This window comes from Mucilaginibacter sp. SG564 (genome assembly GCF_013149275.1).
Lineage (GTDB): Bacteria > Bacteroidota > Bacteroidia > Sphingobacteriales > Sphingobacteriaceae > Mucilaginibacter.
In genome coordinates this window covers 256,313-276,433 of the sequence record NZ_JABGNA010000001.1, presented here as the reverse complement: position 1 = coordinate 276,433, position 20,121 = coordinate 256,313, and the positions used below count along the sequence as shown (strand labels likewise).

15 protein-coding genes are annotated in these 20,121 nt (G+C 43.0%); all 15 read right to left on the bottom strand.

Annotation, left to right across the window (positions count from 1 at the left end; genetic code table 11):
• Positions 1–170: 170 nt before the first annotated feature.
• Positions 171–2,327 carry a GH92 family glycosyl hydrolase gene (locus FHW89_RS01000; RefSeq protein WP_172333147.1) on the bottom strand — a complete coding sequence of 719 codons (2,157 nt, stop codon included), beginning with the start codon at positions 2,325–2,327 and terminating at the stop codon, positions 171–173.
• A 205-nt stretch (positions 2,328–2,532) separates the two neighbouring features.
• Positions 2,533–3,630 (bottom strand): bile acid:sodium symporter family protein, encoded by a 1,098-nt coding sequence (locus tag FHW89_RS00995; RefSeq protein ID WP_172333146.1) that lies wholly within the window; start codon positions 3,628–3,630, stop codon positions 2,533–2,535.
• A 39-nt stretch (positions 3,631–3,669) separates the two neighbouring features.
• Positions 3,670–4,593 carry an RraA family protein gene (locus FHW89_RS00990; RefSeq protein ID WP_172333145.1) on the bottom strand — a complete coding sequence of 308 codons (924 nt, stop codon included), beginning with the start codon at positions 4,591–4,593 and terminating at the stop codon, positions 3,670–3,672.
• Positions 4,590–5,900, bottom strand: a complete 1,311-nt coding sequence (locus FHW89_RS00985) for an amidohydrolase/deacetylase family metallohydrolase (RefSeq protein ID WP_172333144.1) — start codon at positions 5,898–5,900, stop codon at positions 4,590–4,592. The genes FHW89_RS00990 and FHW89_RS00985 overlap by 4 nt, the downstream gene beginning before the upstream one ends.
• A gap of 104 nt (positions 5,901–6,004) precedes the next feature.
• On the bottom strand, positions 6,005–7,216 hold the full coding sequence (locus FHW89_RS00980) for an aminotransferase class V-fold PLP-dependent enzyme (protein ID WP_172333143.1): 1,212 nt from the start codon (positions 7,214–7,216) through the stop codon (positions 6,005–6,007).
• A gap of 12 nt (positions 7,217–7,228) precedes the next feature.
• A complete protein-coding gene (locus FHW89_RS00975; RefSeq protein ID WP_216650438.1) occupies positions 7,229–7,684 on the bottom strand; it encodes a RidA family protein in 456 nt (151 codons plus the stop codon).
• 51 nt (positions 7,685–7,735) lie between these two features.
• Positions 7,736–9,268: a SusD/RagB family nutrient-binding outer membrane lipoprotein gene (locus FHW89_RS00970; RefSeq protein ID WP_172333142.1), complete on the bottom strand. Its 1,533-nt coding sequence runs from the start codon at positions 9,266–9,268 to the stop codon at positions 7,736–7,738.
• An 18-nt stretch (positions 9,269–9,286) separates the two neighbouring features.
• Positions 9,287–12,535: a SusC/RagA family TonB-linked outer membrane protein gene (locus FHW89_RS00965; protein ID WP_216650437.1), complete on the bottom strand. Its 3,249-nt coding sequence runs from the start codon at positions 12,533–12,535 to the stop codon at positions 9,287–9,289.
• Positions 12,536–12,856: 321 nt separating this feature from the next.
• Positions 12,857–13,822 carry a FecR family protein gene (locus tag FHW89_RS00960; RefSeq protein ID WP_172333140.1) on the bottom strand — a complete coding sequence of 322 codons (966 nt, stop codon included), beginning with the start codon at positions 13,820–13,822 and terminating at the stop codon, positions 12,857–12,859.
• Between the two features lie 208 nt (positions 13,823–14,030).
• Positions 14,031–14,600 (bottom strand): RNA polymerase sigma factor, encoded by a 570-nt coding sequence (locus FHW89_RS00955; RefSeq protein WP_172333139.1) that lies wholly within the window; start codon positions 14,598–14,600, stop codon positions 14,031–14,033.
• 407 nt (positions 14,601–15,007) lie between these two features.
• Positions 15,008–15,577, bottom strand: coding sequence for a DUF6620 family protein (locus tag FHW89_RS00950; protein ID WP_172333138.1), 570 nt, complete (start codon positions 15,575–15,577; stop codon positions 15,008–15,010).
• An 11-nt stretch (positions 15,578–15,588) separates the two neighbouring features.
• Positions 15,589–16,422, bottom strand: coding sequence for a hypothetical protein (locus tag FHW89_RS00945; RefSeq protein WP_172333137.1), 834 nt, complete (start codon positions 16,420–16,422; stop codon positions 15,589–15,591).
• A 3-nt stretch (positions 16,423–16,425) separates the two neighbouring features.
• Positions 16,426–16,674 carry a hypothetical protein gene (locus FHW89_RS00940; RefSeq protein WP_172333136.1) on the bottom strand — a complete coding sequence of 83 codons (249 nt, stop codon included), beginning with the start codon at positions 16,672–16,674 and terminating at the stop codon, positions 16,426–16,428.
• Positions 16,675–16,686: 12 nt separating this feature from the next.
• The gene (locus FHW89_RS00935; protein ID WP_172333135.1) at positions 16,687–17,628 is read right to left on the bottom strand and encodes an SPFH domain-containing protein; all 942 of its coding nucleotides are present in this window, start codon (positions 17,626–17,628) and stop codon (positions 16,687–16,689) included.
• A gap of 67 nt (positions 17,629–17,695) precedes the next feature.
• Positions 17,696–19,975 (bottom strand): hypothetical protein, encoded by a 2,280-nt coding sequence (locus FHW89_RS00930; RefSeq protein WP_172333134.1) that lies wholly within the window; start codon positions 19,973–19,975, stop codon positions 17,696–17,698.
• Positions 19,976–20,121 lie beyond the last annotated feature (146 nt).

Sequence of the window (20,121 nt, the reverse complement as noted above, 5' to 3'; positions counted from 1 at the left end):
ATAAGTAAGCAATTACTCACATCCTTATCAAAAAATGGAAAAAATCAATCAGGCACAAAAGGTAGGTCACAATTATTAGAAAAACCGCCCCGTTGTCAAAGAATGGGCTTAACGAAAAAAGGAAATATCCAGTGCTGAATATTTCCTTTTTTCATCAATTCAATTTACCGTTATTTTGTGATCACATTGATATGACCACCATTGGCAAACAAACTATTGGGCACAAAGTAGCCTTTATTTTCCTTTCCGTTTATTTTTATAGATGTTAAGGCTCTCCCCTTCCCTGGTTTGGTTATCGTTACTATTTTCCCCGTACTGGTTTTCCATTTTATTTCATCAAAAAGCGGTACAGTCACAATATATTCCGGATCGGTTGCCGAAAATGGATAAAGCCCCAATGCACTGAACACATACCAAGCCGACATTTCACCTGCATCATCCATGCCGCTAAGCTCCAATCCATTACTACCCATGCCATATAAATTATTCAGTATATGGTCAATGATCTTTTGTGATTTCCAGGGTTTGCCAACAAAATAATAGGCAAAAGGCGCCTCGTGGTCGGGCTGGTTACCCTGGCAATATTGCCCTACCATAGTTTCTACATTCCGGGCAATGTAATGAGGGTTCCATGGCACGGTAAAAAACGAATCCAGTTTAGCTTCAAAATTCTTTGATCCGCCATAAAGCTTAATCAAGCCCGGCATGTCATGAGGAGCGAAGAAAGATATCTGCCAGGCATTTGCCTCCCTGTACATATATTCATAATAAGGATACTGAGGATTGAAATTCTTTACCCAATCCCCATTTTCTAACCGTCCCCTCATAAATTTCGTTGATGGATCAAATACATTTTTATAGTTTTTGGATCTGGCCATCAATATTCTGTAATTAACGGTATCGCCCAATTTTTTGGCGATCTGGGCAACAGAATAATCATCATAAGAATATTCTAACGTTTTTGATACGCCGGCTTTGCCCTTGGTTTCTACGTTAGGTGCAGCGATGTCCGGGTCGGAGATATATCCCTTTTTGATATATTCAGTTATAAACGGGCGGGTTCCACCCTCTACATTAGCATTTCTTAACAGTAACTGGTAAGTGCCTTTAATATCAAAATCATCAATACCCCGTAGATAAGCTCCTGCGATAGAAGACGTGGCATGGTCACCATGAAAAAAAGTGGGTATAAAACCTGTTTTATCGCCTTTATCTTTCAGTGATTTAATAACATTAAGCGTAACATTTGGGCTGATAAGCTCTAACAGCACATCCTTATTTCGATAGGTATCCCATAACGATGGTTCAGTGTAATAGATAATGCCCGTTTTTACGATATTATTTTTGATATCCTTAAACTCTCCGTTTACATCACTACGTAATGCCGGCCACAGAAATGACCGGTACATGCAAGAGTAAAACATCTGCCTTTGTTTATCAGTTCCGCCTTTTACCTGGATGGATGACAATAGAGTTTCCCATTGCTGGTTTGCTTCTTTCCGAACAGCTTCAAATGTTTTACCGCCTATTTCTTTTTCCAGGTTTTGTTTGGCGTTTTCGACACTTACAAATGACAAGCCTATTTTAAGTTCAACCGAACCTGTGTTACCATTAGCCAAATGCACTATGGCGAAACCTGTACGCTCGCCCTCATCCTTCTTTTCTAATTTTTCAATTTTGGTATTCAGTATAGCATAAAAATAAACGTTTTCGCCGCCCTGAAAACCCTGTAAAGCAAAATCTCCAACCTGTTCAATTTTCCATGTTGACGGGTGACTAAGCGCTTTGGACAAGTCAAAAAGTATTTGCCTGTTGGCATTGTTTTTATACTCGTACCTATGATAGCCGCACCTTAATGTAGATGTTAAACTTACATTGACATGGTAATCATCCAGGTATACCTGGTAAAAACCGGGAGAAGCACTTTCCTTTTTGTGTGAAAACCTCGAACCAAATTGCCCCCCCGGATTTGAAAGCGGCAGAATAGGAATATTGCCCAAATTCCAATGGCCTTTATTGGTATGCGTAAAGCCCACAATAACCGAATCTTCATATTCGTATCCGGCACCGGCGGGTTGAAACTTTGTCATGGGACTCAATTGCACCATAGCATTAGGCAACGAACTACCTGGAAAGGTAAGTCCCGACCAAGCTCGCCAACCCTTTGGCAACTCATAACCCAGTATCTTAGGGTCGGTAACTCCCTCCGAACCGATAAATGTATTTACATACTTTGTGTAAGTCGTAGTTGTTTGACTTTTACTAACAGAAGATGCAAGCGGTATGATCAGTATTACGCATAAAAAGCTTTTAGCAAAATTTCTCATTCTTTTAAAAATAGGTAGACCAGATGAATAGTTTAAAGTTGCAATTATTCTTTTACATGAAACAATAATATATGCATCTTCTTCCTTTATCTTTTAATATTAGCTTTCTTTGAATTTCGAGCTGTGCTATTTAAAGGTCAAATAAAAAGCCTGTAATTAAAATTTACAGGCTTTTATTTTCGATCTGATTGGAATATTTAATGGATCAAACAACCACTGGTGTTTCTTTTACGGCTGATGGCGCGATTGGTTTACGGTGCCAGTAATTAGCCAGTAAGGAGCCGGTAATATTCATCAACGGACCAAACACTGCCGGTGCCAGGCCAACCGTAGCTATCTTACCCATTTCTTTCGCCAGTCCTGATGCGAGTCCACCGTTTTGCATCCCAACTTCAATGGCCATGGTACGGCAGTCGCGTTCATCCATTTTAAATAGGCGGCCGGCCCAATAGCCCAGCGTATAACCCATCAGATTATGGATCAGCACCAGCAAAACGAGCATAAAACCGATGTTGAGCAAACTGCTCCTGCCCGCAGCCGTGATGATCACGATGATGAAGGCTATACCGAACATGGATACCATGGGCATGGCATATTCCAACCATTTGGCTCGTTTAAGCAGGTATTTATTAAACAAAATACCAGCACCTATAGGTAGTATGACCATTTTGGTAATATCCCACATCATTTTGTACATATCTATCTGGATAAAGGTACCGCCTAAAAATTTCATGAGCATAGGCGTAAAAAACGGCGCCAGCATAGTTGAAACAGCCGTAATGGTGATTGACAAGGCCAAATTAGCTTTTGCCAGGTACGATATCACGTTGGAGGCCATACCATTGGGTGAGCAGCCAATCAAAATAATGCCTGCTGCAATCTCTGGCGGGAAACCGCTTAGTTTAGCCAGGGTGAAACCCAGCGTAGGCATGATCAAAAAATGGCTGAATACCCCAATAAATACCCCCTTGGGCATTTTGATAACACCGGCAAAATCCTTGATGCTCATGGACGTACCCATACCAAACATAATGAGCTGTATAAGCGGCGTTATAAGGGCAGCCAGTTTAAACCCGCCTACCTGTATAAAATGCTGCGGGTAATATAAAGCCGTGGTAACCGCCGCGAAGATGATGAGCGTATAAGAAAAGCCTTTGAGCTGCTTAAAGCCCCGGAACGAGATGGCTAGCGTCACAAAAAACGCGATCAGGAAAGGGCCGGATTGTTCTATACTTCCACGAAAAAAAAGTGTGGCTGATATAAGCAGGCATATCACTGATAACCCCGCTATAATTTTATACATATTAAAATTATTCAATGTATTTCGATTTAAGGTGTATCATTACCAGGTTCTTTTCTCCATAAAGACATCCAGTTGCGCCCGGGTCATTTTTACTTTGCTGCCACTTTGCGCAAGCCACTTCAAAAATGCCTCCCTGATGGCTGGCGTCCACTGGCTGTCAATTTCACCCGTACTATATGTACCCGCTTTCAGCATGGCATGCCCAAAATCATCGCGCAGGGCGATAAATTCGGACGTAGCCACCACTTTCTCGGCTAAATGAGCCGGGATAAACAATACGCCTTCTTTTTCGGAAAGAACCAGGTCGCCGGGTAATACAATGGCATGCCCTATTCTAATAGGCGTATTCAAGCCCATCAACACCATCTCTTCCAGATACGATGGATCAAAATCACGCACAAAGGCATTGAACCCGTGAATACTTTTTAAGCCCTGCAAATCGCGGGCTGAACCATCAAAAATCACCCCGTTACCCGATTTGTTGAATATGGAATTGCCCAGGTTATCGCCTATCAGTGTGCCGCCTTTTATTTTACCAAAACCATCAGCTACATATACATCACCTTTTTTGAGCACATCAATTGGCCAGGCATTGGTATTGCCTTTCCTGCCATCCTTTACTCCCTGTGCCTTGATATTTTTTTCGATATCGGGTCTGCTGGGCATAAACATGGCGGTTACCGCCCTACCAATTACGGGAACATCATCATTCACTAATTTCCAGTTGCCCTCAAATTGGTTGTTATAGCCTTCGTTCCGTAACACGGTCCAGGCTTCTTCAATGCCGATATGTTTGGCCCGTTCCAGCAAATCGTCAGGTATTTTTGGCCGGCCATCCTCAAAGCGTTCACCTTTCCATTCGGAGGTGTAAAATATCAGTTGTTCTTTCGATATGGTTTGGGCCCTGGCGCTAACTGCATAAAGCAACAATACCGGAAAGCAGATCTTTAAAATGTTTCTCATTTATTTATAGGTTTATTATTGGTTACTGAACTCTCTCTGGCAAGCGGCCTGTTATTGGGTATCCGCGGCGCAATTATTGGTGTAGCAATACCGTTTAGGTCATACACTATTCTACCGGCCCTTACGGTCATTTCACATTCCAGCTTTTTATCGGCAGCAATTTTATACCCGGTATAGTCAAACAAACCAAATTTACCTTTCCTGATACTTAAAATAGCAATATCGGCATCTGAGCCTACAGAAAGGTTGCCCAGTTCTTCATGTTTAATTTCTTTGGCCGGATTGGAGGTACTTACCCGTATCACCTCATAAAGGTCCATCCCGATATTCAGGAATTTAGACATAGTGGTAAGCATATCCTTCATGGCATTGTTCATGCTACCAGTATGGATATCCGTGCTGATGGAATTGGGATAAAACCCATCCTTTGCAGCCGGGATAGCCTGCGAAAAGGCAAAGCTGATACCACCATAACCCACATCAAAATAAATACCGCGCTTACGGGCTTCCCATACAAAAGGTTTTACTTTTTGGGTAGCAAGGTCAACAATATATTCCCGGCTATCCAGTTGCCCAAAACAGTGGGTAAAAATATCGCCCGGGCGCAGATGCTTCATAAACAGTTCTTCGATAGATAACGGCGGATTGCTGCCGCCAAAATCAATCATTACCGGCAGGCCACCGGCCATGTTGCCAGCTTCCACCGCATGATCAACCGGTGTCCATTCATGACCCTCATAGTGCGCCACTTTAAATCCAACCACAATGTTCCGGTAACGGCGGGCAACCAGCGCCGCCATTTTGGAGTCCATATCATTGGCGTTTTGCTCATAACCGGCACGCATGCCTTCGCCCACGATATTGATGAAGGCCAGCACCCGCGTTTGCGACTGATCAATAGTTTGCGCCTTAAATGTGGAAAAGGTGCGCCAGCCCGAGCTACCGGCGTCCACCACGGTAGTAACCCCATTGCGAAAGGTAAAACCATCCGGTGGCAAGGCCAGGTTGCCATTCTCATACTGATGATCGGGCTCGGTACCATAAAAATTGTGGGTATGAATATCGATGAGACCCGGTGTAACATACATACCGGTAGCGTCAACAACCTGCAGACCCAGTTTAGGGTTGATATTTTGGGCCACCAGCGCTATTTTGCCATCTTTTACCGCTATATCCATTTCGGCATCGATGTTGTTTTTAGGGTCCATCACATGGCCTCCTTTGATAACTACATTATAGGATTGTGCTTGTATTGTTGTAATAGCTAAACCCATGGCTGCTATTACCAGGAATATTCTTTTTTGCATTTCAAATCAATTTTAATTCATTAATGCAGGAAACCTGGGGCAATAGTTATCCTGTCGGAGCAGAAATACCTACTCCGTAAAGCAATAAATAATTGTAAGTTGGCTTAAACTGCCTGTTGTAAAATGGCCTTTACGCGGCTGGCAACTACATCGATCTGGTCGGGCCGTAACAGCACCACTCCAATGATCAACGTATCGTCATGCCGGTTGGCAACTATACTTGGCGTACCGCTTTTAAGGGCGACGAGTACATCTTTAGGTTTGGTTTTTATTTTGGTTTGATCCCAGCTTACATACAGGCTCGGAAAAGCATTGGCCGGGCCGGGGTTCACAACCACCTCGGTTTTTACCGTCGAAACTGTTTCCAACGTGCTGCCGATACGCTCTGCCCGTTGCAGCCAGTCGTCCCATTCTTTATGATGATCTTTTTCCAGGTATGCTTTTAGGGCCGCGTACATGCCAAACATTTCTTCCTTGTTCACCTTCATAGGCCTGCCGATGGGTGCTTCATTCGGACTATGGTTAAGCCGGGCCGCGGTGATCAAATCTTTCCTACCAAATAATAAACCCGCGCTTTGCGGCCCGTGAATCATTTTACCGCCCGAAAAGGTAACCAGGTCAAACCCCATCTTTTGAAACTTAAATAAGTTCTCAACCGGCGGCACGTCTGCCGCGGCATCAATAAATGTAGGGATGTTGTGTTTCTTAGCGATGCGTACAAATTCCTCATGCGTAATGCTGCTTTTCTTTTCGCTGGCGTTAAAAAACAAGGCCATTACCGTATTGCTGTTGATGGCATTTTCCATGCCCTCGGATCCATCAACCTCAATAATTTTGGCACCGGTTGTGCTTACGGCCTGGTCGAACAGGTAGCGATGCGTTTTCTGCATAATTACCTCGGGTCGTGGGCCTGGCAAATTGGGCAGTTGCTTTATTTTCGATTGATCGGTGCCCGTTATAGCCGCCGCCGTACCTAAAACTATAGCACATGATGCGCCTGAGGTCACCATAGCTGCTTCTACATGCAGCATTTCGGCTATCTTACCTCCCACCTTATCCTGCAGTTCGTACATATTGGCAAAATCATGCGAGGTTGAATTGATAGCCTCCAACACTTCCGGCAACATGAGTGAGCCTGATAAAAAGGTCATGGTTACCCCGGCGTTTATGACCGGGGTAACATCAAGTTCCTTAAAAAAATCGCGTTTGGGCGCGGGTTTTGGTGTAGGTATAGTATGTAAAGCGGCCGCTCTGCCTATTAATCCGCTGGTTAGCGGGAGTATAGTAAGGCCTTTTAAAATATCTCTGCGTTTCATATACTGGTATGGTTATACGTAAGCGATACAATCCATCTCGACCAGGGAGTTTCCGGGTACGCCGCCTTTGGCAACAGCAACGGTTGTACGTACCGGCGGATTTTTACCAAACCGGCCCTTGTACACATCATTCATGCCCTGGTAATCGGCAATGTCATTCAGAAAAACGGTAACTTTTAATACTTTTTCCATGGATGAGCCCGCTTTTTTGAGCTCCTTCTCCAACTCCTGCAATACTATTTCGGTATGCACCTTGATCTCGAAAGGTTCCACGTGAGCACCTTTGCCGGCTATAAAAATCATATTGCCCAATTTGGTTGAACCCGAAAACAGGGGTATATCCTGGTGTTTGGTTATGTTGTTTACTTCTTTTTCATCGTTGTTTACAACACCGGCTTTTGCAAAGCCAAATAGTGAAATACCTGCCGCCGAAGCCAGCAGTTTTTTTAAGATCGATCTTCTTTCCATGATTATGTTATTTTTAGGTTATGTATATTTTTTATCAGATGATGTAAAACATTAAGGGCGATCCCACCACATGCGGGTCAGGAACTCATCAGGACCCTGGCGGGCGATGGCCGCGTTATAGTTAGCCTTGTTTAAATTTTGCTCTGTTGTAGGATACAGCATCCGTCTGAATATTTTACCGCCTGTTGCGTTGCCTACATAGTTATTAGGCACCAATGCCGGGTAACCGGTACGCCTGTAATTGGCAAATACTTCCTGCGAGTTAGGAAATACCCCTACCCAGAATTGCGTATAGATCTGCTCCATTTGCCCGTTAAAAGAAGCAGTGGAATTGAACCGGTGATAACTGAGGTAAGTTTGGATCTGGTTGCTGCTGATAACACCCTGCGAACCAAACAAGGCCCATTGACGCATAGATGCGCTGATGCCATTTTCATATAAAGTGCTTACGCTTGGGCCGGTGTACCAGCCACGTAACGCAGCCTCGGCCAGCAAAAAGTTGGTTTCGGAATTGGTAAGTAACAGGTACGGACTATTGAGTTGTAAAATAGTATTGGGGTTGGGCTCTGAATAGGTTACAAACACAGCATCGGCAGGTTTCGCACTCAGGCTTGATGACATGCCTTTTTGAATGGTGGCGGTGGTATCGGCATTTTTATTTAACCAAACCACAGAAACGGCTGCTAAGCGTGGATCCTTATTGGTTTTTAAATAGTCGATAAACACATCCTGGTATTTACCACCTTCAGGGTTGGATGTGCCATTTGCACCTATAAAATCGGCGTTAAGCATATTGAGAGCAAGCGGGTTTTTGTTAATATCCTGGCCTGCGGAAACATAGCCATTCACCTTGGCGATATCGGCATCGGCAGTAATCACGCCACCGGCGATGGCTTTTTTTGCCCATGTTTCGGCACCGGCAATATCAACCTTGGTCATGCGCATGGCGCAGCGCAGCATCAGGGAGTAGGCAAACTTTTTCCATTTGTCTACATCGCCATTATAGATCAGATCGGCAGCGCCAAATGTTGGTTTAGCGGCGTTAAAGGAGGTAGCAGCCTCACTCAACTCCTTCAATATATCGGCATAAATATTCTTTTGCTCATCATATGCCGGCATGTAAATCCCATCGGTAAACCCTTTACCAGCTTGTGAATATGGGATATCGCCATACAGATCGGTGATGCGGCTAAAACAATAAGCACGCCATATTCTGGCCGCCGATAATAAATTCACCTGATCTGGTTTACCGGTAACCGAGGTGATTACCTGGGTAATCTCATTGATCTCTTTAGGATAGGCGGTGTTAAACACCACCCATGATTGTGAGCTTTGGCTCAGCACATACTTTGCGCCAAAACCGGCTACATCATTATAACTGGTGGTATATTGCATGGTGCCCTGCAACAGCACCTGAACGTCGCCTGCTCCATCGAGCACAGCTTTGGTAAATACAAAAGCCGGTGTGGGATTGGCCGATGAATTGGGATTGGTGTTGATAGCCTCAAAGTTTTTGTCGCATCCTTGCAGGCCGATACAGGCTATGAGCAGGGTTAACAATTTGGGAATAAAATATTTTTTCATGATGGTGGTTTTTCTGAATTAAAATTTAACCATGAGATTTAATCCATAGCTTCTTGTTCTGGGCAGACCGAACGACTCGAAACCCTGACTCGAGCCATTGGTAAAGCTCGACTCCGGATCGAAATTGTCCGTCTGTTTATAAATAGTCAGCAGGTTACGTGCTACAAATGAAACAGAGGCGTTTTGTACGTTGACAGCCTTCAACCAATCGGCCGGAATGTTGTAACTGAATATTACCTGGCGAAGTTTTACAAAGCCCCCATCGTGCAAAAACAGCTCGGAGTACGATTTATAGTTATCATAATAGCTTCGCAGATTGGATATAGGTACTGTTCTGGAATACGGATTACCAGCCTGATCAACACCACTCAGCTGCAAGCCATTTTCCCTACCCGGCAAGGTTGTTTTCATTAAGCCTAAGCGGGTGCCATAAACCTCCATCAAGGAAAATATCTTATTGCCGAATTTACCATCAACCAGTACATTCAGGGAGAACCGCTTGTAGCGGAAATCATTTGACCAACCCATAGTTATAGGCGCTACGCCCTTGCCCAAGGTTTGTAATCCGGTAGCTACGGGTAAACCTGTGGTAGCGTTAAATACAGTTTGGCCATTAGCGTTTTTCAGGATACGCGTACCCACTATAGAGCCGTATGATTGGCCAACAATATTGTTGATATACGCCCAGCCGTTAACCGATGAGGCCATCTGGATCTGATCAAGACCCGCAGCCAGCCTTACCACCTCATTTTTGTTGTAGGCGAAGTTGTAACTGGTATTCCAGCTAAAGCTGCCTGTTTTTACCGGTGTTCCGCTTAACAGTAACTCAATACCTTTGTTGCTCAGTTCGCCTACATTTAAAACCACATTATTATACCCTGTAGTTCCTGAGATGGCGGTAGAAACAATATCATTGGTGGTTTTTCTGTCGTAAAGGGTTACGTCAAAACTTAAGCGGCTGTTAAATAATTTGGCCTCGATACCTGCCTCTGTGGTGGTTGATGTATAGGGCCTTAAATTGGCGTTAGAAATGGTGGTACTCGATACATTTTGTATGGGCTGGCCTGAACTTGGCACCATGGTAAATGCCTGGTTAATTTGGTATGGGCTCGGCGCCCCACCGCCTACCTGCGCATACGAAGCCCTTATTTTAGCGTAGCTGATCACCTGCGGCAATTTAAATGCCTCGGACAGTACAAAACTACCACCGAATGAAGGATAGAAAAGGCTGTTATTTTTAGGGCTCAGGGTTGAAAACCAATCCTGGCGACCGGTCACGGTTAGATAAGCAAAATTCTTGTAGGCAATATCGGCCGATCCCATTAATGAATTGATGGCCGTTTTGTTATTGGTTGGTGTTGTAGAAATGGTTGATAGATTGGTGGAGCTATAGAAGTAAGGAATAATGTAATTGCTGCCCGTGATATTGCTTTCGTTATAAACAGAACGCTGCTGATTACCGCCAACAAAAGCGGTAAGCGCAAAATCCTTGTTTAGTTTCCCGTTATAATTTAGCGTTAATAATCCGTTGGTTTCAGAAGCATCAACTTTCAGTTCGCTGTATTGTCCGTTGGGTACATACAAAGTACCCGTTGGTAGGATATATTTGTAGTTGTAGTAATAAAAATCGCGGCTTACAACGCCTTTTAAAGATAGATTTTTGACAATTTCATAGGTAAGGCCAGCCTGCCCGATGAACCTGTTCTTGATATCATTCTCCTTAAACTTGTTCACCACAAAGTAGCTGTTTGATGCAATGGAGGCATCGTTCCAGGCTATTTCGTTTCCATTGGCATCATAACCGGGTTTTAACCACCTGATATCTGCGGTATTGGCAATCATGTAGGGTGTCCAGTTGGGGTTTCCCAAAGCATCACCCGCAGTGGTTCTGTTATGCGCGTTTTCAACGTTGTACTGCGCCAAAGCTTCCAGGTTTATACGTTTACCCAGCTTACTGTTAATGCTCAGGTTGCCTGTTTTACGGTTATAATCCGTATTAGGGAGTACACTTTTACTGTTCAGGTCCGAAGCGGAGAAGCGGTAATTAATAGCCTCTGTACCACCTGTAAAAGCCAATGTGTTGGTAAATGTAGAGCCCGTTTGATAGAAATTTTTGATGTTATTTTTCTGGGCGCTGTAAGGATGTGTCAATCCATCGGCAGCAACATAGGGTGAACCGTCAATTTTTGCACCGAAAGAACGACGGCCTGTTTGTATGGCTTCGCCCTGGGTTGTAGGTTTCACGCCATTATCGCCCTGGCCATATTCATATTGCCAATCCGGAAAAACAGCGGGTGTTTCCATGGTATAGGATGAGTTATAATCAACACCTATACCTTTTTGCGCACGCCCTTTTTTGGTGGTGATCAAAATAACACCGTTTGCAGCCCTTGCTCCATAAAGCGCGGCTGCTGTACCTCCTTTTAGTACACTGATGGATTCGATATCATCGGGGTTAATACCGGCAATACCATCACCCCGGTCAACGTTACCGGCGCTGCCGTTTGTTGTGGCACTACCGCCCGGTACCGAATTTTCCAGGGGCATACCGTTAATTACATACAACGGCTGGTTACCGCCCGACAGGGAGCCGTTACCTCGGATAATAACCCGGCTTGACCCACCCGGCCCTGTTGATAGCCCTGTGGCATTTACACCAGCAACTTTACCCGTAAGCGCATTGGCCACGTTATTTTCGCGGGCCTGTGTAAATTCATCACCCTTTACTTCGGTAACAGAATAAGCCAAAGCTTTACGCTGACGCGATATACCCAAAGCGGTAACAATTACCTCGTTGAGTTTGCTGGATTCTTCCTGTAACCGTACATCAATGGTTTTGCGGTTACCTACCGCAATTTCCTGGGTAAGGTATCCTATTGATGAAAACACCAGCACAGTATTACCATCAGGTACGTTAATACTGTATTTGCCGTCGGTTCCAGTACTGGTTGCAATTGACGCACCTTTGATTCTTACGGTTACCCCCGGCAGCGAACCACTGTTATCCGTAACCTTACCCGTTACCTGCAGCGCCAAAGTTTTTTGCATTACAGGTATAGCTGAGGTATGCTTTTTTTCGATCAGGATCATATTGCCTGATAGTTGATAGTCCATGCCCAGGGGATCAAATATCTTGGACAGTACCAGGCTCAGCTTTTCGTTTTTTACATCAATGGTTACCGTTTGGTCTGTAACTATTTCGTTACTAAACACAAAACTTAGCTTAATAGCCTTGTTTATTCGCTTTAGTACATTTTTTACAGGCATGTTTGTCACTTTTAGTGATATTGGAGTGTCTAAGTCCTGTATGGAGCGAATAACCGCGCTGGTTTTGAAGAAACAGATAGATAAAAAACCGGTGACTATGACTATCCTGTTTACAGCTTTGCGCAGCCGATTAGAGGACAATATGTTTTTTGTCATATATTTGAAGAAAATTTATAGTTAATAAATGCCCTTGCGGGAGCTATGAATTATCTGAGCCTTGGCTCGGTAGGGTTGGATGTGCTGGAATCACATTCAACCTTTTTTATGTCGTCATTGTATATTTCTATAGGCAATCGGTTTTAAAGGTTATTATTCTGTTTATTAAAATAAGGTGTATACATTCCTATCAACCTGGTATTTGGCGTTCGTGAGCCTGGTAATACCCTTTAAAATATCGGGCAGGGTTTGATTCTGGAAAATAGCGGTAATATGCCTGGATGCTATACGCTCATTATTGATCACCACGTTTACTGCATATTTATTACTTAGCGCAACAGCTACATCGGCCAGGGTGGCATCCTCAAATATCATCTTATCATCCATCCAGGCAATGGCATCCATAGGGTCGGTCATACGGCTCACCTTCAAGCTCTTACTTTTTTGATCGGTTACGGCACATAATCCGGGGGTAAGTATAGCCTGTGCCTTATTAGTTTGATCAACAACCCCAACTTTACCGGTTAAAACAGTTACTTTTTGAGGTTTTTGCTCATTATAAGCGCTAACGCTGAAGGTTGTACCTAAAACTTGTGTTCTTAAAGCGCCTGAATAAATGATAAAAGGTTTCTTGCTATCATGTACTACTTCAAAGTAAGCCTCACCTTTTAAATAAACAATTCTTTGTCCGTCGCTGAATTTTTCAGGGTAACGTAAAGAACTGTTGGCATTTAGGGTAACATGTGTGCCATCTGCCAGGGTGATCACCTTGGTTTTGGCAGGTAATGATTGAGTAGTTAAATACTGTGTACCGATATCCCTCTTTTTATAAAAACTTATGGTACCTATCAGCAATGCCAGGGCAAAACAGGCGGCATATTTCAATAATACACGGGTATTGTAACGTTTAGGTTTATTTTCTTTGATACGGGCAGAGATATCGGCCCAGCTTAAATTATTTTCAATCGTCGAATGCGCCGACCTTTCCCAACTGCGTTTTAATACTTCATCAAAATCCTCATTATTGGGCGAAGCTTTGATAGCCGACATCAGCTCTTCAAACTCCTCGGGAGTGCAGGCATTATTGATATATTGATTTAATAAGTATGTTTTTCTTTCGGTGTGATCCATCCTTAACTGTGTGATTACATTAAAGACACAGCAAACCCACAAACAGACTAATACAAAATGAAAATTTTATTTTTTTTATTACAACATTCTAAAAATGTTATTCCACACCCAATTAAAATACAGAATATAACCTATCAATAACTATCCTTTTATAAAATTAAAAAACCACAACACTATCAAAAAACATACTCCTTTTGATAGCTATAGCTTAATGGTTCTTAATAATTATGAAAATAAGGATGAGTGTTGGATCGATACCATGCTGGGTAAGGTACCCTTTAATAGATGCCAGGGCAGAGAGCAAATGATTTTTAACCGTATGCTTTGATAAGTTTAACTGCGAAGCGATATCATCATAACTCAGATCGTTATTTTTGCTCAGCTCGTACACCAGACGGCGCTGTGGCGATAGTTTGCATACCGCCGCATGGATGAGTGTTTTATACTCAGATAATTGCACGGCCGATTCTGTATCATTATAGCCGGTAACAGCTATTTGCATCAAATGGTTAGTAAGGCGCATATCGCTTGCCGCCTTCCGTAAATAGTTTAAGGAGTAATTACGAACAATAGTATATATATACCCGTCCAGATTTTTTACTTCACGTAATGCTTCGCGGTTCTGCCAGATCTTGATAAATATTTCCTGGGTAATTTCCTCTGCTGCGTAGTGCGATTTCGCTAAAGTATAAACCTGGGCATATACCTGGCGGTTGTATTGCTCAAATACCCGTCTGAATTCAAACTCTGAATATATTTTCGGGATATCGCTTTTCATTCAATCAGCAACAGCGTTTTATGAGGTTAATAGTGATAAAAATTTGATCTAATATAATGAAGGTTTTATTCATTACAACAAATCATCACAAATTTCCTAACCTTTTGATGATGTTATATTAATAATTAAAACAGAGTATCTTTTTATCCCGGCTAATTATGATTTGATAGATGCAAAATTCGATGCATACTGCGCTATAGCTATTACTTATGAGTGAAGTGGTTTTAACGGAGGATTCGACTGAGCCCCATCGCGTGTTGTATAAACATAGAGATTGAAATTGATTTCATTTGGAAAAAAAACACCGGCTTTCAATAGGGATCATATCGAAAGCCGGTGTTTACTAATACTTCCTGGCTACCGCCAGTAAGATGGTATTTAATTATTCCCTACACTCGTGCAAGAGCTTAAAAATCAATATCGTCGGCTACGTTACCGCCCTGAGCATCGGCAAATAATTGTTGATATTTTGCTCTGTATGCATCCTGGCGTTGATTATATCCTTGATAATTAGCCTGAATATCCTGGTGGATCTGGTCACTCCATAAAGAAGCAGCGATCTGGAAATCACCGAGCGGGATACCATATTTATCCAATATCCATTGCGCACCGTCGAGCCCGTATTCATAGGCAACCTGCCTTGCAACCTCCAGCTCCTGATAAAAGTCCTTATCAGCTTTAATTTTTTCGACATTACCTGATCCTTCCGTTGAAGCAGCAGGTTTTAAGTTACTAAACTTGGGATGCTTATCAGCGGCACCAAAATACTGACCAAAAAGCGTTACAATATGGAATGTAGAATCCTGTTTCATACGCTCGGGCCAAAGCAGGTTTGCTTCCTGCCATACAGGCACCTCCACTCCTAATGCTTTCGCGACATCTGCTTCGCTTAATCCGCTTCCTATTTTTGCGCACGCGGCACTGTAATCTTCTAAAGTAATACCGTGAATGGGTTCTAATAATGAATTTTCAGACATGTGATTATTATTTAATAATGATTAATTGAATTAGTATGATCATGCAGCATACGCTGGTAAAATTTCTCATTTTCGGTGGCCATATCCGGCACTATTTTATTCCACTCATCAAACATGGAACGTAAATATTGCTGATATAGCTGCGAGTTCTTAGGCTTGCTTGCTTCATAAGCCTTAAGCAAATGGGCTGTACGCTGCTCTGCCAGGCTGCGGGCCTGATGCAGTACCATTTGCGCACCAGTAGAGGGCGTAAAGGTATTTTGGGTTTGACAAAACGGACAGGTAATGTAAGTAGCAATAAAAAATATTTTGGCAATGGCTATGTTCCCACCGCACTGCTTACAGATAAATTTATTCCGGATATCTTCAAAAGCGGCCAATTGCTCCTGGTAAAAAGTTTCCAGGTCCTGTTCCTCAACAGCATTATTCAGCATCAGGGTGTACCAGGCAATTTTTTCTTCAAAAATATTGTGCCTGTTTATACAATCAAGTCTGAAAATGCGGAGCTTGTCATGATACTCGCGGCCCGCTGAGGAAATAAAATCAGGGAGCTGGGTTGTTGCCCTATCAATAAAGTAAAAAATGCTTTCTTCTTTTGTTTTGTTTGCTTTTTGCCGCATCTGGTTAATCTGTCCGTGCAGGCCCATTAACATATGCCCATGGGCACGTTTATAGGGGTCGGTATCCTGGTTAAAAACCTCTTTGATCTCGGGCACCGCGGCTGTGCACATTTCATGCATCCTGTTTTCCAGCTTATCCAGAAAAGCAAACCAGCGTTCCTGTGTATGCCCTATCATTTCAAGTAGCTCAGGGTTATGATATTTTTTATCAAATAAGCCAAACATCAGTTATGAATTATTTTCTTTCTTAATATGAACCCCATCGGTAAGCCGGGTATTCATGAACTTAAAACCACAATACGCGCAGGCGGTAAGTCCCTGGCGAAAGGCCCTGCCCGCCCCACATTCCGGGCAATCCCGTACTTCCATTTTCGCCTCTTCTGCTTTTACTTCGCCTCCGTAATTTTCCTGGCTGATGGCTTTTTGTTTCAGCCGTTCCAGGTAGGTTAGCGTTCTTTTTTCTTTATCCTCCCCCATTGATAATTATGATTACAATAGCTTTAACAATTCCTCTTTTTTAGCGGCATATTCGGCCTCTGTGATCAGCTGTGTTTCAAAAAGCTCTTTTAATTTTTTGAGTCGTGTAGGTATATCTTCTTCCGGGGCAGGTGCTGCTGGTTTCGCCTGGTTCATGATCATGCCTATAGCCACGGCTTGCCGGGCAGCATCGCCCATGGCAGCGTTTTCTTTATCCATGGCGCTGGCTACGCTAAACTGGGAGAACTTATTGATGTCGGTTACCATATTCATGCCGGTTACCTGATCGTAATGTTTAAGCACCTCGTCGGGCAGGGTAACGCTGGTAATGGTAAATTGGGTTACTTCCAAACCCAGACCAGTAAAGTATTGCTGAATAAGTGGTTGTATTTTTTTATTCAATTCAGAAATATTGCCCGCGGCATCCATTACAGCTATGTTTGCCTGTGCCAGCACTTCGGCAAATTTGGGGGCAATAAAATCGCGCAGCTGCATTTCCAGTTCAACAATGTTTAACCTGGGATAGGTACCTGCGTACTCGCTGAAAAACCGCCGGATATCGGAGATACGGATATTGTAAGTACCGAAAGCGCGTATACGCACCTGTCCAAACACTGGATCCCGCATCAAAACAGGGGCTGGTGTACCCCATTTAAGATTAACGAACTGATGGGTATTGAAAAAATAAACATCCGCTTTAAATGGGCTTTCAAAACCATATTTCCACCCTTTAAGCCGGGTTAATACCGGGATATTCTCTGTCTTTAGTGCATATTTTCCGGCTGTGAATGTATCTGCCAACTTACCTTCATTCAGTAATAGCACAGATTGGCTTTCCCGCACTATTAACGCTGCCCCATTCTTTATTTCCTTATCTGCATCTGCAAATTTCCACATCAGCAAATTAGGATCGGGGGTTACAGATTCAATGATCTCAATAAAAGGTAATGTCATGTTTCAGCGGTTTAAATAGTTGTAATAAAAACGATAACTCATTAAATATTTATTGGTTTAATTTTTATCATCTTTTAAAAAAAGAGAACAAACCACCCGATTTCCATTCCCGTTTTCTTTGTAAGGCTTCCTCATTTTCGGGTGCCACTTTCAAAATATTATTCACGGTATCCATCGCGGCATCGGTTTCACCGGCAACTTTACAGGCATCCGCGTATTGCAGCGCGGCTTTTATCCATGTTTCATCCCATTTCCATCCATTTCTGTCGTAACAGGCTGTCGCCGCCAATGAAAAATCCATACAGTCGTCCCATTGGCGCAAAGCATAACTGCATTGCGCCAGGCTTATATTGGTATCACAAATGATGCTTTCGTCATTTTCATTTCCCGGCTGGCAGTTATCAAGCAGGATGAGCAGATTTTCTTTCGCAGGGACATAATCTCCCAGGTATAGGTATGACATACCCCGCATATAATACACCTTTTGAACAGACTCAATTGTGATCGCCTCGCCCTTTACCGACTGATAGTTATTGGCGCAGGCAATACACTGGTTATAATCTTCAAGCTGATAATAGTTTTGCATCAGCATGTACCATGATGAGTTGTCGTCAGGATTTTTATACAACTGATTTTTCCAGGCTTCAGTAGCCTCTTCCAGGCTCACTTCTCCTAACAAGTCCTGGCGTATGTTTTGAACCACAATGTATCTTTGGCTTAATACAAACAATTCCTCCTCATTCAGCTCATTCCCGTAGCTTTCAATAAAGCTGTTATACTCCTCTTCTATCGCAGTTAAAAGTTCCCTGGCCTCATCCTTTCGGCCCAGGTCATAGATGGCTGTCAATTGTTTTCCCTTCAGATCGATATAATCTTCGAACCTTAAATAATCGCTGCTGTAAGCGGTTGCCTGTTCCACTACCTCTATAACCTCTTCATATCGATGAAGGGCGAACAGCGCGGTTGCCAAACTGGATAATTGCTCCCAAAAAGGTGATAAAGCGTAACCCAGTTTATGTACTTCAACCGCGGTTTCATATTCCCCCAGTTCACTCAAAGCTATGCCATAGTTATTGCAGCACATCGCGAAAATATGCGGCTCATTATCCGCGCCATCCCTTTTATCATTATAGAAGTAATCGTAAAAGCTATCGTATGAAATTTTATAAAAATTTGTCCTTATCTGCAGCAGCTCCCGGGCAATACCCGCATTGCTGATGTTACTTTCCGATTCATAGAAAAAACTCACGCCGGCATTGTAATACATCACAGCAGAATCATGGGGCCATCTTTCTATGGTAGGTAGTTGGCCATTTACCCGGTACGATACCTCAATAAAGCGTTGTAAGCCGAGGGCAAGTCCGCCTAATTCTATGCTCTTTTGTAAATATGGTAACGCTTCAGTATAGCTTTCCACCTCATACAATGTAGCACCGGCATAATGATACGGGATAAACCAGTCAGGATATATTTTGATATAGTGCCGCGCAAAATTTAACAGTTCAACCGTATCACATTCCAACCGCTCGGGGTATATTTTTCGGGCGATCAACATGGCGTATATGATAGATGTGTTGATGATATCCTGCCGGGTAAGTTCATCCAACCTATGGTACAAGGTTATCAGATCCTCATCGGTATCCGCATCCGCGCTGCCCGAAAACATGGCTACCTGCGCTGCTTCTCCTCCAAATTCATAATCCTGATGATCAAGCGCCAGATTAGCGATCAAGGTATAGATGTGTACATCTTTATACCGGTGTATCAACCCTTCTTTAAAGGTTTCAAGTGCTTTAGCAGGATCATTTTTATGGTATAGGTAAAGGTTTGCTTTTTTAGCATACAATAAGCTCTGCTCATGGTCGGCCAAACTACGGCTCTCCACTGTGTGAGCCTGGTTTAATTTGATCAATATATCCAGGTCCTTCAAAGCATTGTCTACATCGCCCTTTTGATAATAGGCTTCCTGCCGGTAAGTAATCGCTTTAGTCCTGGTGTCTAAAAGGATGGACTCCGTCAGCCGGTCACAGTATGTTATGGCCTCAGATAAGTTGGCGCCCGTTATAAAAATGTTGATATAGGCCAAATACAACATAGCCTCTTCATGATCTGCCGTTAACCGCAGCAATTTTTCAAAACCTCTAACCGCCGATACTAACAGTTCATCGGCATTTGGACTATTATAAGATAGCTGATACTCGCACTTGGCTTTTAGTAACAGACCTTCCGGGTTTTGAGGGTTAAAAAGCAGAAAAAGATTTACAGCTTCGAGGCATGCCGGATAATCGCCTGCGTTATAAATTGATTGTAAGTGTTCAACGTCTGCTATGCTTTGTTCTTGCTGCATATGATTTTAATTGAGTATAAAGTGGAAAATATACCGATTTGTTATTGCTAATTCGGCAATTACTACTTCTACAAAATTGCAAACAACTACAGCAGAATATCTAATTATAACATGCTACAAAGCGTCTACTCGTCTACAGGCAAGCG